Consider the following 14,312-nt stretch of genomic DNA (forward strand, 5'->3'; position numbering starts at 1 on the left):
ATGGATCTACTTGTGAGATTCTATGTATTTAACAACCTCACCAACAGTAGTGATCTTTTCAGCATCTTCGTCAGAAATCTCCAAATCGAACTCGTCTTCCAATTCCATCACGAGTTCTACTACATCCAGGGAGTCAGCGCCCAGATCTTCTTTGAAAGAAGCTTCCAAAGTAATTTTGGACTCATCTACACCCAGACGATCGACGATGATTTTCTTCACGCGCTCCAATGTATCTGCCATTAACCTTCACCCCCTCTCCCGTATTATAGTGGATGAGCATGTAAAAAACCAGTTTTGAGAAAGCTGGATTACATATACATGCCGCCGTCTACATGCAAGGTTTGACCTGTCATGTAATTGGCTGCGTCAGAAGCCAGGAATACCACGACATTCGCAATATCATCCGTCTGTCCGAGACGTCCCAGAGGGATTTGGCCGATAAGACCAGCCTTTACATCTTCTGGCAAGACAGCTGTCATCTCGGTGTCGATAAAGCCAGGAGCAACCGCATTGACCGTGATGCCGCGTGTCGCCAGTTCTTTCGCTGCCGTCTTGGTCAAGCCGATGACACCGGCCTTCGCCGCTACATAGTTGGCTTGGCCCGGGTTGCCCAATACTCCGACGACGGACGTGATATTAATAATCTTGCCGGAGCGCTGCTTCATCATCGGACGGGTAGCGGCCTTCAGGCAATTGAAAACACCTTTGAGATTGGTGTCGATCACCGCATCCCACTCTTCCTCTTTCATGCGCATGAGCAGGTTGTCACGCGTGATCCCTGCGTTGTTGACGAGAATGTCGAGACTGCCGAAGTGCTCCAATGCCGTCTTGAACATCTCATTGACTTCTTCGCTGTCGGACACGTTGGCACGAACCATGATTGCATCACGTCCCAATGCCTTTACCTGAGCGACGGTTTCGCTCGCCGCCCCTTCGCTTCCTGCGTAGTTGACGACGATGTTGGCGCCAGCTTCAGCCAGCTTCAGCGCGATCGCCCGGCCAATCCCGCGCGATGCCCCTGTCACCAATGCCGTTTTCCCTGTTAGCATACCTTCCCTCCGTTCAATAGCTCTGTCAAGGATTCTCCATCTTGAACCGATAAAATTGTCGTCTCAGCAGGCGCGATTTTCTTGATCAGCCCCGAGAGAACTTTTCCTGGTCCGATCTCGACAAAAGTCGTAACCCCCTGCTCCACCATCCATTGCACGGAATCTTCCCAAAGCACAGGAGCCGAAACTTGCTTGACCAAACTGTCTACAATCAAAGCCGCCTCAGATACTGGGCGTGCTGTTACGTTTGCCACAACTGGCACCTTCGCGTCCGCGACCGTGACGCCAGCCAGAACGCCATGCAGTTTGTCAGCCGCAGGACTCATCAGGCTCGAGTGGAAAGGACCGCTCACATTGAGAGGCAACACCCGTTTGGCACCGGCAGCCTTCGCCTTTTCCCCCGCTTGCTTGACGCCCTCGGCAGACCCGGAGATGACGATTTGTCCCGGCGAGTTGAGGTTTGCCAATTGTACAGGGTGACCTGCTGCCGTCACTTCCTCACAGACAGCATGCAGCTCGGCGCGATCCAGGTTTAATACCGCCGCCATCGCACCTTCTCCTGTGGGTACCGCTTCCTCCATAAATTGCCCGCGGGCACGAACGGTTTTTACCGCATCTGCAAAAGAGAGCGCGCCTGCTGCAACCAATGCCGAATATTCACCCAAGCTGTGTCCAGCCACATAATCTGGAGTAAAATCGGGACGCTGCTCCCGAAACGCAGCCAGAACCGCAATGCTCGCTGTCAAGATTGCAGGCTGTGTATTGGCTGTCAATTTCAGCTCTTCTTCTGGTCCTTGAAAGCAAAGCCCGGACAAGGAAAAACCGAGCGCTTCATCCGCCTGCTGGAAAATGGAGCGGGCCGCTTCTGACTGTTCTGACAGAGCCTGCCCCATCCCCACAAACTGCGATCCCTGTCCCGGGAACACGAACGCTACTTTTCCCATTACTCGACGCTCCCTTCTGCTGGGGTTGTGCACCATTTCAAGAGAGTCGCTCCCCAAGTCAAGCCTCCGCCAAATCCGACGAGGATCAGATTGTCGCCTTCTTTTACTCGACCTTCTGCAATCGCTTCATCCAGCGCTACCGGGATGGACGCGGAGGACATGTTGCCGTAGCGGTCAAGGTTGATCGCTACTTTTTCTTCCGACAACCCAAATCGCTGAACAGCGGAATCGATAATGCGCTTGTTCGCCTGATGAGGCACCAGCAGGTCGATTTCATCCCGTGCTACACCTGCTTTGGAGAGAACCGCTTCCGTCGCGGAATTCATCACACGAACCGCAAATTTGAATACTTCGCCGCCCGCCATGGAGAGGTAATGCAGATTGTTCTCCACAGATTCATTGGAAGCAGGGATGCGCGAACCGCCTGCTGGCAGGCAGAGCAAGGAACCGCCGGAACCATCTGCTCCGAGCTCGAACGATTGGAAGCCATAGCCGTCTTTTACCTGACCGAGAACGGCTGCTCCAGCCCCGTCGCCAAACAGGACGCATGTATTGCGATCCTTGTAGTTCGTAATTTTCGAGAGTGTTTCTACACCGACGACGAGTACGTATTTGTGCAAGCCATTGGCGATAAATTGAGTGGCTGTCGTAATGCCGTACAAAAATCCGGTACACGCCGCAGACAGGTCCATCGCTGCTGCCTTCGTCGCACCCAGTTTTTCTTGCAAGAGGCAGGCCGTGGACGGGAAGCTCATATCTGGAGTGACTGTCGCCACGATGATCATGTCCAGCTGCTCTGCGCTGATGTTTGCTTTTTCCAAAGCGCGTTTGGCCGCCTCATAGGCCAAGTCAGAGGAGGCTTGCTCGGGAGAACAGATCCGCCGCTCGCGAATTCCGGTGCGCGATACGATCCATTCATCCGAAGTATCCACCATTTTCTCCAAATCAAAATTGGACAACACCCGCTCCGGGGTATACGAACCAGTACCCAATATGCCAACAGAACGCAAACCCTTCATCTGCCTCACTCGCTTTCTTCCGTGCTTGATTTTAGTGCTTGCTGAATCACGACGTTTACATCCTTTTGGACATAACGCGCCGCAACCAAGATCGCGTTTTTGATCGCTTTTTCGCCCGAAGAACCATGCGCTTTGATCACAGGACTTCCCAATCCGAGCAACGGCGCGCCGCCGTATTCTGCGTAATCCATTCTCTTTTTAAATCGGAGCAATCCCGGCTTGAGAATGGCCGCACCTATTTTATTTATCAGGCTGGAAGTAAACTCCTGCTTCAATTCAGAAAAGATTGTGGTGGCCGCACCTTCCAGCGATTTGAGCAGCACATTGCCGACAAAGCCGTCGCAAACCAGGACGTCGCAAGCCCCATCCATGACATCCCTTGCCTCCACGTTGCCGACAAAATGCAAGTCCGCTGCTTTCAGAAGAGGATAGACGTGCTTGGTCAAATCATTGCCTTTTCCCTCTTCTGTACCTACGTTCAACAAACCGACAGTCGGGCGCTCAAAGCCGAGCACTTTTTCTGCATACAAGCTGCCCATGACCGCATACTGCAGCAGGTGTGAGGGTTTGGCGTCCATATTGGCACCCACGTCCAATGTCAGCGTCACCCTCCCTTTGCGGTTGGGAATATATGCAGCGAGTGCCGGGCGTTCAATGCCCTCCATCCGCTTGGCGTACAACAATCCTGCCGTCATCAAGGCGCCTGTGTTCCCAGCCGAGATGGCAGCATCTACTTTCCGTTCGCTCGCGAGGTTCATTGCGACGACCATCGAAGCATCCTTTTTCCTGCGAACGGCTCGCACCGGTTCTTCATCCGCCCCGATTACCTCTGAAGCATGGACGATCTCCAGGTTAGCTGGCAGCTGATCCGGCACATGACTTCGAATCGCCTGCTCATCTCCCACCAGGACTACGGTAATGTCCGGATTTTCTTTCGTGACGGCCAAGGCCCCCAAAACATTGCTGCGAGGTGCCAGGTCTCCGCCCATTGCATCTAGTGCAATTCGCAATCGTGTCCCCTCCTCTTCTGTCCTACCCTGCTGAAGTGACATCCGTCATCCCCACTACGCGGAACGTGGCGGTAAATACCAGTTCCCCTTGCACTTTCGTCTCGACCCTTACCTTGCATTCGTCACCGTCGCGGCTCCGTACAGTCGCCTTGGCCACCAGCTTTTCTCCCAGCCTGGCAGGCCGAACGAAACGGATTCTGGCGGTAGCCGTCAGCGCGACATCTGCATTGATCACCGCAACGGCGAGAGAGTTGGCTTGGGCAAATATGTAATGTCCGCGCGCTATCTGCGTTTTGGCGAAAACATGCTCTTCCTTGATTTCCAGGACGGAGATCGCCTGGGCATCCAATTGCAGGTCGATCACTTCCCCGATCACTTCATCGATCCCCAGGGATTTTACCGGGTCCAGATGTTGTTCAGCAACGGATTTAATCCGCTCCCTCAGCTCCGGAATGCCCAATTCCAAACGGTCTAACCGTATTGTTTGAATACTGACGTGAAAAAACTCCGCCAAATCCTCATCGGTGGCGAAGGGATTGTCTTGTAGATACTGAACCAATTGCGTCTGGCGATCTTTCTTCGGCAAGCGGGCGATGCTCGACACCCCCCCAATTATAATGGAGCTCTCATGATTACGAGCAGTTTTTATTACCAGGTACTAAGTCAGTATACGGGAGAATAAGTGGATTGACAAGAAATAAAACACGCATGATCGAATTCGGTCACGTACCAAACTGGTAAATACGTGGTCTATTGCGGAATCCGGAAAAAATATTGGCCGTCTATGGAAGTCTCACGCAAGACCTCCCATTCGACGGCCGTTTTACAAGCAGTTAATCTGGATTTCGACATCAATGCGATTTTTAGGAAGGATGCACGGGGCTGTACAGAAGGCTGTTGAGGAAGAGGCAAGCATATGGGGGACTGTTGTGCGGGGCTCTCATGCTAAAGCATATCAGCTGGCGGGGGGCCTTTTCTGATGCAAACCTTGACGATCTCTTTTTCTACCCATTTGAAGGCAAGCGACCGATCCGCATTGAAGTTCGCTTCTTCTGCAAATACGGTACAGAGGATATCCGCTCCCACGACATGGAAGGTGTCATCTTCATTGGCGTCTTCGCGATCAATCACACATTGGAACGGAACGTCATCTTCTCTAGTCTGATTGTTTCCATGTGCGTCAACGTACCGAATCGTCTTGCGAACGACTCCGCAGATCACTACTTTTTCAGGGCATACCTTTTCAATGGCTGCCTCTACCATCTTTTCCTCGGCGGCTGTTCCTACTCTAGCAGGCGGCACCAGCTGCGTCTTTCTTTCGATCACAACCTGACAGCAGGATTGTATATTGACTACAGGACATCCCTGCGGCGGTGGTGGCATCCTTTCGCCAAAGATGGCCAGACCGGCAATTGAGCTGAAACCATTTGCTTTAAATTGGGTAAGAATGTTTCCGGAAGCAATATCAAATTTATAAACATTGAACGTGGAATAGCCAGCCGTCCAGAATGAAGTTCCGTCGGGATCAAGATTCATAGCAAAGAAGAAGTTTTCGTCAGCAGGATTGGGTGTATCATAGGTTTGAAGGAGATTGCCTGAGGCATCCAAACGCAAAAGATTCGTCGTATTCGCGACTAGAAATTCTCCGTTCGGAAGTTGGCGTAGAGCATAAAGCGTGTTTGCTGCCGGGACATTGATATCCGCAAGCTGCATATCGGCACACACATCGTACTGCAGGATTTTAGTCCCCTCCGAAGTATAGAATATTGTGCATTGGTTGGGACCTAGGTCAATCCAGTCGGAACCACGATCTTGTGTCGCAACGACAAAATCACGGATAAAATTTCCCGCAGCATCAAATTTTTTAATATGCCTTGTACCGTCAGCCTGACCGACAAACGCTTCTCCCGCCTCGTTAAAAATTATCGACTCGGGGTCTGCATTATAATCCGATCCGAAAAGTTCCAAGAAGTTACCTTGAGTGTCGAATTTGGCAACTCTTTGTGCTTGAAACGCGGTTGCATAAAGATTGCCGGCGCTATCAAACGCCATCCCAGTCATTTCAAGACTGCCCGTAGTGGAATCAAGATTTTGAACAAATGTTCCGTCAGGACGATACCATGCTATTAACCCGTTTCCGATCCCGACGAAAACATCGCCAATTTGAAAATTTGGCAAGATCATTTCCTCCTTTTGTAATATTTCCATTCCTCGGTTTCCATACTCTCTTCAGCTGTTGTCCTTGAAAAAAATGTCCGTGTGGGCCTTTCATAACTTCAGGAAGTCTCTACCTGCACCCTTAAAGCTCATTGCGGTTCGGATAACGGGAGCTTGCTCATAAGCCATGGCAACACTCTTTTTCGATATATTGGACAGGAATGGCGTTTCCGTTCATTATATGAACAAACTATTACGCTTGAACGGGGCAAATCTATGAAGACAGGAGCATAAATTAGAGCCAAAAGTAGGTACTGACCACTGCAACCACCGTCAACCATCCAGGATTTGGAATACCCTTATTTTCACACACAAAAAAGCGAGGTGTATACGGGAGAAAAAGTGGATTGACAAGAAGGGATCATGAAATTGGGTCCAAACAACGCAAAAACGAACGATAGATGTAACGGCAATTGTACACCATACCGCTACCGACTGTTTTCAACAACCTGACAGGTTACAGAAGAGAACCTTGTTTCATAGATAACTCTAGGTAAAAGTGACTATTTTCCAAATTGTAACTCTTTTGTAATCTATTAATCTTTAGATAAAGTAAAATGCAATTTGTATCCAAAAATTGGCACAACGAGGATATTTATGAAAAGCATTTCTAAATTAGCAGTTTTATCAGCTACTCTATCTATTGCTTCGTTAACAGCTAATGCTTCCGCAAACAGTATTTCCGGAACTAGTGAAGATAATGAACCTCACTCGATAGAGAAATTATACGCTCAAAATACGCTCCAGATTTTGGGGATTGATGCAGAGACGGATTCGATAACATCTTCACACTGATAAAGACGGCAAAGAATGGGTTTATATTGATTTTACCGATAGAACAAAATTCATTGAAGATATGGAAAACTACTATGATGAGGAATTGTAGGAACCTTTATTGACGTGCAGGCCGACATCATGAGGAAACATTCACAAGTTGGGAATACGATTCCGGTTATACTGTTAGACAAAGATTTACAGGAAGGCACTTTCTCTTTTACTAGAAGTGGTGGAGAAACAATATCCTTCCCGATCTATTATGATTCCAGAAAAGGGTGGACATACGAAGAACCAGCGCTATTTGAATCAGCTCAATAACGATCTAAGGAGCCATGTAATTCGGCTCCTTTATTTCTTCGAAGAATATAAAAAAACGAGGTGATTGCTCACCTCGCTTTTAGCAGCAAAAATACATTATTTCGCTACTTTCACGCCTTTGTAGTGACCGCAGCTTGGGCAAACGCGGTGCGCGAGTTTGTACTCACTGCAATTGTCGCATTTTACCATGCCTGGAATCTCTAATTTGAAGTGCGTACGACGCATTCTTTTACGGGTTTTGGAAGTTCTCCGTTGAGGTACTGCCATCTTCCTTACACCTCCTTCAACTGACAAATGCTAAGATGCTCTATTGGGTGGATCGTATAAGCCAAAAGCTTATGCTATCCTTCAAAAATGAGAAAATCCAATCAGGTGATCGGTATCCCATCTTGAAAACGAATGAAGGGAAAAACGCTTAGTTGTTGTCCTTGAACAAATCAGCCAACCCTGCCAAACGCGGATCGATCCGTTCGTTTTTGCAGCTGCAGGGAGCTTCGTTGCGGTTTACCCCACACGTCGGACACAATCCTTTGCAATCCTCCTCACACAGTGGGAAGGTAGGCATCGCCAGCAGAAAATCCTCCTGCAGCAGCGTGTCCAACTCGATTTGATCGCCTTCGAGCGGATGAATATCGCTCTCTTCGTCCTCCTCGATCTGCGGGTCGTCTGCCATAGCAAACGTTTCGGAAAAAGGAATAGAGGCATGCTGTGTAAAAGGGGTCAGGCAACGGGCACAGACAAAATCGATGTCCGCTTTCATTTCGCCTTTTACATAATAGAGATTGCCCAGCTTTACGGCATCGCCCTCAACAGTCACGGGGGTCAGACCACGTATCTCATGGTGGCGATTCTTCAGCTCTGCCGCATCCAGCGTTACCTGAAACGGCAATGGCTCTCCCTTTCGGTGATCCAATTCAGTTATCTTGATATTCATCTTTTCTTTCACCTCAAGCACAACAAGGATGATTATAGACCTTGCCCCAATGCTTTGTCAACCATTTTCCCTTGACAGCCAGCAAATCAGCTAGGTTTGTTTCGGTTTTAATTCGTTTAAAAAGGCAACGGCTTCGTCGATGGTCTTGACGGGCACAATTCGCATGGAAGTTCCGATTCGCTCTGCTGTTTTGACAGCGTCTTTATAGTTGGAATTCGGATCGTTCGGATCATCCGGCGCAAAAAAGATCTCTGCACCAGCCGCGTCTGCAGCCACAATCTTGTGATTGATACCGCCTATCTTCCCGACTGATCCATCCAATGCGATTGTTCCAGTACCTGCGATTTGAAAGCCCTTGGTCAGATCCGTTTCCGTATTGAGCTGGTCGTAGATCTCCAGCGCCATCATCAATCCGGCAGATGGACCTCCGATTCCCTGTGCTGCGATTGTGACCTTTTTGGGGATTTCAATCGACTGCTTGCTGTCGGTTCGAACTCCGATCCCGACTGACTGCGAGTTGGGCAGTGGCTTTAAAGGTAACATCGTTTTGGCGACTTGTCCATCACGAGTGTACGTAATTTCGACCTCGTCCCCCTCTTTTTTGCCGGCGAGCTGATGCAGCAGGTCTTTGGCTTCAGGGGTTTTGACCCCATCTACTTCAGTGATCACATCGCCGATTTTGAGAGCCCCTTTTGCCGGCATTCCCTCCAGTATCCCCATTACCCAGACACCTTGGTTCTCCACATGCACATCGTAGCCGGCCAGACGAAAAGCGACTGCCTCCGCCAATTTTTGCGAATTGTCCATCACCGCTTGCTCGCGGCGAATGAAATCCTCGTTGCTCTCTCCCTGGCTTACCACCAATTGCTTGGGCATCAACTCCGCATCCTGCGAAAATTGGGCATACAGATACCATGCGATGCTCGCCTCGCCCATGCGCACTGTCGTGAGCATAAAGGAGCCCGTTTCATCCTTTTTGCCGTCTTCCACCTCGATGATCGGTCCAAGCGAGATGGCGGAGCCAGGCCGGGTGACATAATAGTTCGTCGGCACGAAGAAAGAAAGGCCCAGCAAAATCACAATCAATATGATGAGCCCATTGATCCATCTTGCCATTCTTCTACGGGATGCCTGGGATACGCTGCCCATGCGACGTTCTTCCATTATTCCTCTTCCTCCCAGTTCGCGATCATTTCCTCGATTTGTTGAACGATCTCGTTGGCTGCATGTTCGCCCCGGTCTATAATTTCTTCTACGCCGCCGTATGCAATACTACTATAGTGTCCAACATCCGGACGGATTACGAGGTCAGCAGCAAGGATCCGGTTGCGGAAAATCTCCCTTTCCATCACATCAATCGTCTGGACGATCACGTCAAAGATAGAGCCCATCTTCATCTCAGTGTCCAGTTGCGCCACATCCACCGCAATCACGATGTCTGCCCCCATCTCGCGCAAGACGGACACCGGGACACGGTCGATTACCCCTCCGTCCACCAGCAGCCGACCGTTGACTCTCTCCGGCACAAAAATGCCCGGTATCGAGATACTGGCCCGAACCGCTTGATCAATCGGTCCGTCGCGAAACACGACGCGATCCCCTGTCTCGATATCAGTAGCCACAATGGCAAGAGGAATATCCAATTCCTCGATTCTTTTGCCGTGAGTCAATAGCTGAATCAATTGCTTGATCTTATCCCCAATGATAAATCCCATACCAGGCACGGTGAGATCCACCAGGTGTTTGCGCTTTAAATTTTTGGCGAGCTTGCCCATCATATGAGGCTCGATGCCATTGGCGTAGACTGCTGCGATCAAGCTTCCCATGCTGCTGCCTGCGAGCATGTCGACTTTGATGCCATGCGCATCGAGAACCTTCAACACACCAATATGGGCGTAACCCCGGGCTCCTCCCGACCCCAATGCCAGGCCTACTATCGGCTTTCTTTTTGCCGCCACGCTCCATCCCCCCTGTAACCAACATATGTGGGGAGCCACCGATCTTTCTCTTTCTCGTCTGATCACGCAAGCCTGCGCATAGTTTTCGTGTCCGTTACGTAGACATGTACTACTGTTGCTTGTTCAGGAGGATTCCATGTCACGTCACTCTCCCGTACTAACCCTGTTACTTGCCTTCTCGACTATTGCCCTGGTCTTGATGTTGGTGGCTCATTCCCAAATCTCATTCGAAGCTGCGGTCCGCGGCCTGAAAATCTGGTGGGAAGTCGTCTTCCCTTCTACCTTGCCGTTTATCGTTCTCTCGGAGATCTTGATGGGTCTTGGTGTCGTTCACTTCTTCGGCGTCCTTCTGGAGCCTTTGATGCGCCCGTTGTTCAACGTGCCCGGCACAGGCGGTTTTGTGCTGGCAATGGGCTTCTCCTCCGGTTATCCGGTCGCCGCCAAGCTGACCACCAGCCTGCGCGAACAAGGCAGCCTGACAAAAGCGGAAGGCGAACGTCTCGTCTCCTTTACCACTACCGGAGATCCTTTATTTGTAATGGGCGCAGTCGCCATTGGATTTTTTCATAGTGAGCAGATGGGAATCATTCTGTCGCTGACTCACTATCTATCCGCCATTCTCTTGGGGATTCTGTTCCGCATGTATGCGCCTACAGCTTCGATCAGCAAGCCGCTCGATAAAACCACGAGTTCTCTGCCCTATCGAGCGCTTCAGGCGATGCACCGGGCACGTCTGCGTGATCGTCGTCCCTTCGGCAAACTCATGGGCGATGCCGTCCAATCTGCATTGAACACCCTGTTTATGATTGGTGGATTCATCATTGTCTTTTCGGTTCTCATTCAGTTGTTCCAGGCTATTGAATTGACCGCATTCATTACCAGACTTCTTGCGATCATACTCGGCCCCTTCGGTGTGCCACCCTCATTGTCTCAAGCGATCGTGTCCGGTCTGTTCGAGGTCACACTCGGAGCACAGGCAGCAAGCGATGCTCCAGCCACTGTTCCGATCGTATGGAAAGCTGCGATCGCCAGTGCCGTTCTCTCCTGGGGAGGCTTGAGCGTCCACGCACAGGTGGCAAGCATCCTCAGCGCGACCGACATCCGCGTCATGCCGTATCTGATCGCCCGCTCCCTGCACGCGTTGCTGGCTGCGATCCTCACGGTAATCCTCTGGAAACCGCTGACCTCCATGGCCTGGCTGCAGGAAAAAAGCGTGCCGGTTTTCTTGCCCAATCAATCGGAGCTGACACTGTCCAACTGGTGGGATGCTTTGGTCTACTCCGGTCTGCTGATGTTGATCGGCGGAGGACTCCTGGTGCTGGGGTCCCTCGTGGCCGGCTATCTGCAGACGCTTAAAACCCGCTGAGAACGGTTATTGACCCAATTTTTCTTTCAGGGCTTTTTCCACAACTGGCGGCACCAGGTCGCTGACACTAGCCTTGTAGCTTGCCACTTCCTTGACGATACTGGAGCTGAGGTAGGAGTACTTGTTATTCGTCATCATGAAAAAGGTTTCTACCTCTTCATCCAGTTTTTTATTAATAGAGGCAACCTGCATCTCGTACTCAAAATCAGAAACGGCACGCAAGCCGCGAACAATGACACGGGCTCCGCGCTTTTGCATGTACTCGATCAGCAACCCCTCGAAGGAATCGATCTCGACATTCTCCATCCCTGCCGTCGCCTGCCGAAGCAGCTCTACGCGCTCCTCGACGCTGAACAGGGATTTTTTCTTGGAATTGATCAGGACTGCTACGATCACCTTGTCAAAAATTCTCGCGCTGCGCGCAATGATGTCCAGATGTCCATACGTAACGGGATCAAAGCTTCCCGAGCAAACTGCGATAACCATGACCAACTACGCCTCCCTTATGTAGCCGATTCTTCGGCCTCCGTATCCTTCTCTGGCTCGTATACGTACAAGGTGACAGCCGTATCTCCATAGATAGCTGCACGATATTGGATGCAATCGCCCACCTCTTGCGGCAACGTGATCCCTACGTCATGCTCCGCCACGATCCAGGCACTGTCAGCAAGCAGATGCAATTCTTGCAGCAGCTCGATTTCTGCCGCAATCTTTTGATGTGCATAGGGCGGGTCGAGAAACACCAGATCAAAGGCTAATTCACGCTTGGCCAAAGCCCTCAGCGCACGGCTGGCGTCTATTTTGTACAATTCGGCCTGATTTTCCAATCGGCACGATGCCAGATTTTGTTGTACAACCGAATAAGCCTTTGCATCCCTTTCTACAAAGACCGCACGCTCAGCTCCTCTGCTCAAAGCCTCGATCCCGAGTCCTCCCGTGCCCGCATACAAATCCAATGCCCAGCCCCCATCGAAGTAGGGACCGATCATGTTGAATATGGATTCTTTTACCTTGTCTGTTGTCGGACGCGTCCCTTTTCCAGGAACTGCCGCCAGTCTTCGTCCTCTGTGTTCGCCTGCGATAACGCGCATATTTTCCACCTGTCAACGATTTATGTATTCTGTCTCAAGAATGATTTCATACTATCACATCAGCACTGGGCCCGTAAAATTTTCAGATGCGCAAAAAATGCTTTCCTGATGTATAGCTGTTGCAAGAAATGGAAAGGAATATGGATAGCGACGCATTGTTGTCGCTGACAACCGCGGAGAAGACTTACGTTTCCCCATAAGCTCTTCCTCCGGTTTCTCCTCTCCCATAATTGAAAGGTGTTCACTTTTGCGCACGACGTGTCTGATAGGAGCATGCCGTGCCGTCTCTGCCCTGTATGGGGCAGAAGTTGAACGCCTGCCTCATCGTCATTTAGCGATGAGGTATTTTTTTGCTATTTAGTCGACATACTACATACAGCGTAGAAAGGGAGGATTCGCACATGGCAGAAAAACAACCGTCCAAGCAAAAGCTCGAAGCTTCCAAAGCCCAATCCGAGGCAGATCGCACGGGGGCCGGGGTGGAGCGCGCACGCGAGATGCAATCTGCGGCCGACCAGTCGGACATCATAAAGCACGGACAATAAAAAAATGTAGAGGCCAGCCAGCGTCACTTCAAACGCGGCTGGCTTTTTGTTTGCGTCCTTCATTTCCCTCCCGATTCTGTCTGTTTTCTGCGGATACTAGCGGTATATACGCTTCATCAGGAGGGATTAGATGCACACGGTATGGAAGGGCTCGATCAGCTTCGGGCTGGTGAATATCCCGATTCGGATGTTTACGGCGACCGAAGAACGCGACATCCGTTTTCGCCAGCTGCACAAGGAATGCCATACTCCAATCAAGTACGCGAAAATGTGTCCGCACTGCAATACGGAAGTAGACGCTGCAGATATCGTCAGAGGCTTCGAATACGAAAAAGGGCATTTTGTCATCGTCGAAGATTCAGATCTCGAAGCCATCACGCCGGAAACACGCCGCGCGATCGAGATTCTGGACTTTGTGGATCTGAAGGAGATCGATCCCGTATACTTCGATAAAAGCTACTTCCTCTCCCCGCAGGAGACAGGCGAAAAGGCGTATTCACTGCTTCGAGCTGCTATGGAGCAAACGGGCAAGATCGCGGTTGCCCAGGTTACCATGCGAAACCGGCAAAGCCTGGCGGTGATCCGTCTATACGAACACTGCATCATGCTGGAGACGATCTATTATCCGGATGAGGTTCGATCCGTGGGCCAGGTCCCCGCTTTGCCTGAAGCAAATGTGGAGCTGGCCGAAAATGAGTTGAAAATGGCGAGCGAACTGATCAATAACATGACGACTCCATTCGATCCTGCTAAGTATACGGATGAATACCGCAGCCAATTGCAAGCTATGATCGAGAAGAAGCTGGAGGGCAAAGAAATCGCCACTTCTCCGGCAGCACCTCGTGCGAACGTCATCGATTTGATGCAAGCGCTGAAAGAAAGTCTGGCAGCGACGGGTGGAGAGGCTGCCGCACCAGTCAAAATGGCGCCAGACCCAACTCCAGAAAAGCCAAAGACAAAACCGAAAAAAGCAGGGACACGTCGAACTGCCCCGGCAGCCCCTGCGAATCCACCTGCTGCTGCGACGGGAACCACTTCGGGCACCACCAAAACCTTGCGCCGCAAAAAGAAAGCAGACTAGGTT

Annotated in this window: 16 protein-coding genes; 3 read left to right on the forward strand and 13 right to left on the reverse strand. The window is 50.7% G+C overall.

The features are described 5' to 3' along the window. Positions 1 to 6: 6 nt before the first annotated feature. The 11 genes from acpP to EDM58_RS17600 form a co-directional block, all read right to left on the reverse strand. Positions 7 to 240, reverse strand: coding sequence for an acyl carrier protein (gene acpP, locus EDM58_RS17550; protein WP_023557214.1), 234 nt, complete (start codon positions 238 to 240; stop codon positions 7 to 9). Between the two features lie 68 nt (positions 241 to 308). Beyond that, positions 309 to 1,049, reverse strand: a complete 741-nt coding sequence (gene fabG, locus EDM58_RS17555) for a 3-oxoacyl-[acyl-carrier-protein] reductase (RefSeq protein WP_122914472.1) — start codon at positions 1,047 to 1,049, stop codon at positions 309 to 311. Next, positions 1,043 to 1,993 (reverse strand): ACP S-malonyltransferase, encoded by a 951-nt coding sequence (gene fabD / locus EDM58_RS17560; protein WP_122914473.1) that lies wholly within the window; start codon positions 1,991 to 1,993, stop codon positions 1,043 to 1,045. The genes fabG and fabD overlap by 7 nt, the downstream gene beginning before the upstream one ends. Continuing rightward, positions 1,993 to 3,012: a beta-ketoacyl-ACP synthase III gene (locus EDM58_RS17565; RefSeq protein ID WP_122914519.1), complete on the reverse strand. Its 1,020-nt coding sequence runs from the start codon at positions 3,010 to 3,012 to the stop codon at positions 1,993 to 1,995. Before EDM58_RS17565 ends, fabD begins: the two co-directional genes overlap by 1 nt. Before the next feature lie 5 nt (positions 3,013 to 3,017). Continuing rightward, positions 3,018 to 4,022 (reverse strand): phosphate acyltransferase PlsX, encoded by a 1,005-nt coding sequence (plsX, locus tag EDM58_RS17570; RefSeq protein ID WP_122914474.1) that lies wholly within the window; start codon positions 4,020 to 4,022, stop codon positions 3,018 to 3,020. Positions 4,023 to 4,044: 22 nt separating this feature from the next. Next, positions 4,045 to 4,626 (reverse strand): transcription factor FapR, encoded by a 582-nt coding sequence (gene fapR, locus EDM58_RS17575; protein ID WP_122914475.1) that lies wholly within the window; start codon positions 4,624 to 4,626, stop codon positions 4,045 to 4,047. A 341-nt stretch (positions 4,627 to 4,967) separates the two neighbouring features. Beyond that, complete coding sequence (locus EDM58_RS17580) at positions 4,968 to 6,200, reverse strand: NHL repeat-containing protein (RefSeq protein ID WP_148039340.1); 1,233 nt, start codon at positions 6,198 to 6,200, stop codon at positions 4,968 to 4,970. Between the two features lie 1,230 nt (positions 6,201 to 7,430). After that, positions 7,431 to 7,601, reverse strand: coding sequence for a 50S ribosomal protein L32 (rpmF, locus tag EDM58_RS17585; RefSeq protein WP_084567985.1), 171 nt, complete (start codon positions 7,599 to 7,601; stop codon positions 7,431 to 7,433). A 148-nt stretch (positions 7,602 to 7,749) separates the two neighbouring features. Continuing rightward, positions 7,750 to 8,268 (reverse strand): YceD family protein, encoded by a 519-nt coding sequence (locus EDM58_RS17590; protein WP_122914477.1) that lies wholly within the window; start codon positions 8,266 to 8,268, stop codon positions 7,750 to 7,752. A 90-nt stretch (positions 8,269 to 8,358) separates the two neighbouring features. Next, on the reverse strand, positions 8,359 to 9,417 hold the full coding sequence (locus EDM58_RS17595) for a SepM family pheromone-processing serine protease (protein ID WP_122914520.1): 1,059 nt from the start codon (positions 9,415 to 9,417) through the stop codon (positions 8,359 to 8,361). Positions 9,418 to 9,431: 14 nt separating this feature from the next. Next, positions 9,432 to 10,226: a patatin-like phospholipase family protein gene (locus EDM58_RS17600; RefSeq protein ID WP_122914478.1), complete on the reverse strand. Its 795-nt coding sequence runs from the start codon at positions 10,224 to 10,226 to the stop codon at positions 9,432 to 9,434. 136 nt (positions 10,227 to 10,362) lie between these two features. Here EDM58_RS17600 and ylbJ point away from each other — a divergent pair, with 136 nt between their 5' ends. Then, a complete protein-coding gene (ylbJ, locus tag EDM58_RS17605; RefSeq protein ID WP_122914479.1) occupies positions 10,363 to 11,592 on the forward strand; it encodes a sporulation integral membrane protein YlbJ in 1,230 nt (409 codons plus the stop codon). 6 nt (positions 11,593 to 11,598) lie between these two features. Here the strand turns inward: ylbJ and coaD are convergent, their stop codons facing one another. Beyond that, the gene (gene coaD / locus EDM58_RS17610; RefSeq protein WP_023557226.1) at positions 11,599 to 12,078 is read right to left on the reverse strand and encodes a pantetheine-phosphate adenylyltransferase; all 480 of its coding nucleotides are present in this window, start codon (positions 12,076 to 12,078) and stop codon (positions 11,599 to 11,601) included. Positions 12,079 to 12,095: 17 nt separating this feature from the next. Then, entirely contained in the window at positions 12,096 to 12,683 is a 588-nt protein-coding gene (gene rsmD / locus EDM58_RS17615) for a 16S rRNA (guanine(966)-N(2))-methyltransferase RsmD (protein WP_023557227.1), read from the reverse strand. Between the two features lie 401 nt (positions 12,684 to 13,084). Here rsmD and EDM58_RS25785 point away from each other — a divergent pair, with 401 nt between their 5' ends. Beyond that, on the forward strand, positions 13,085 to 13,228 hold the full coding sequence (locus EDM58_RS25785; RefSeq protein ID WP_023557228.1) for a hypothetical protein: 144 nt from the start codon (positions 13,085 to 13,087) through the stop codon (positions 13,226 to 13,228). A 130-nt stretch (positions 13,229 to 13,358) separates the two neighbouring features. Next, on the forward strand, positions 13,359 to 14,309 hold the full coding sequence (ku, locus tag EDM58_RS17620) for a non-homologous end joining protein Ku (RefSeq protein WP_122914480.1): 951 nt from the start codon (positions 13,359 to 13,361) through the stop codon (positions 14,307 to 14,309). Positions 14,310 to 14,312: the final 3 nt, after the last annotated feature.

The sequence above is a fragment of the Brevibacillus panacihumi genome, assembly GCF_003710985.1.
GTDB lineage: Bacteria > Bacillota > Bacilli > Brevibacillales > Brevibacillaceae > Brevibacillus > Brevibacillus panacihumi.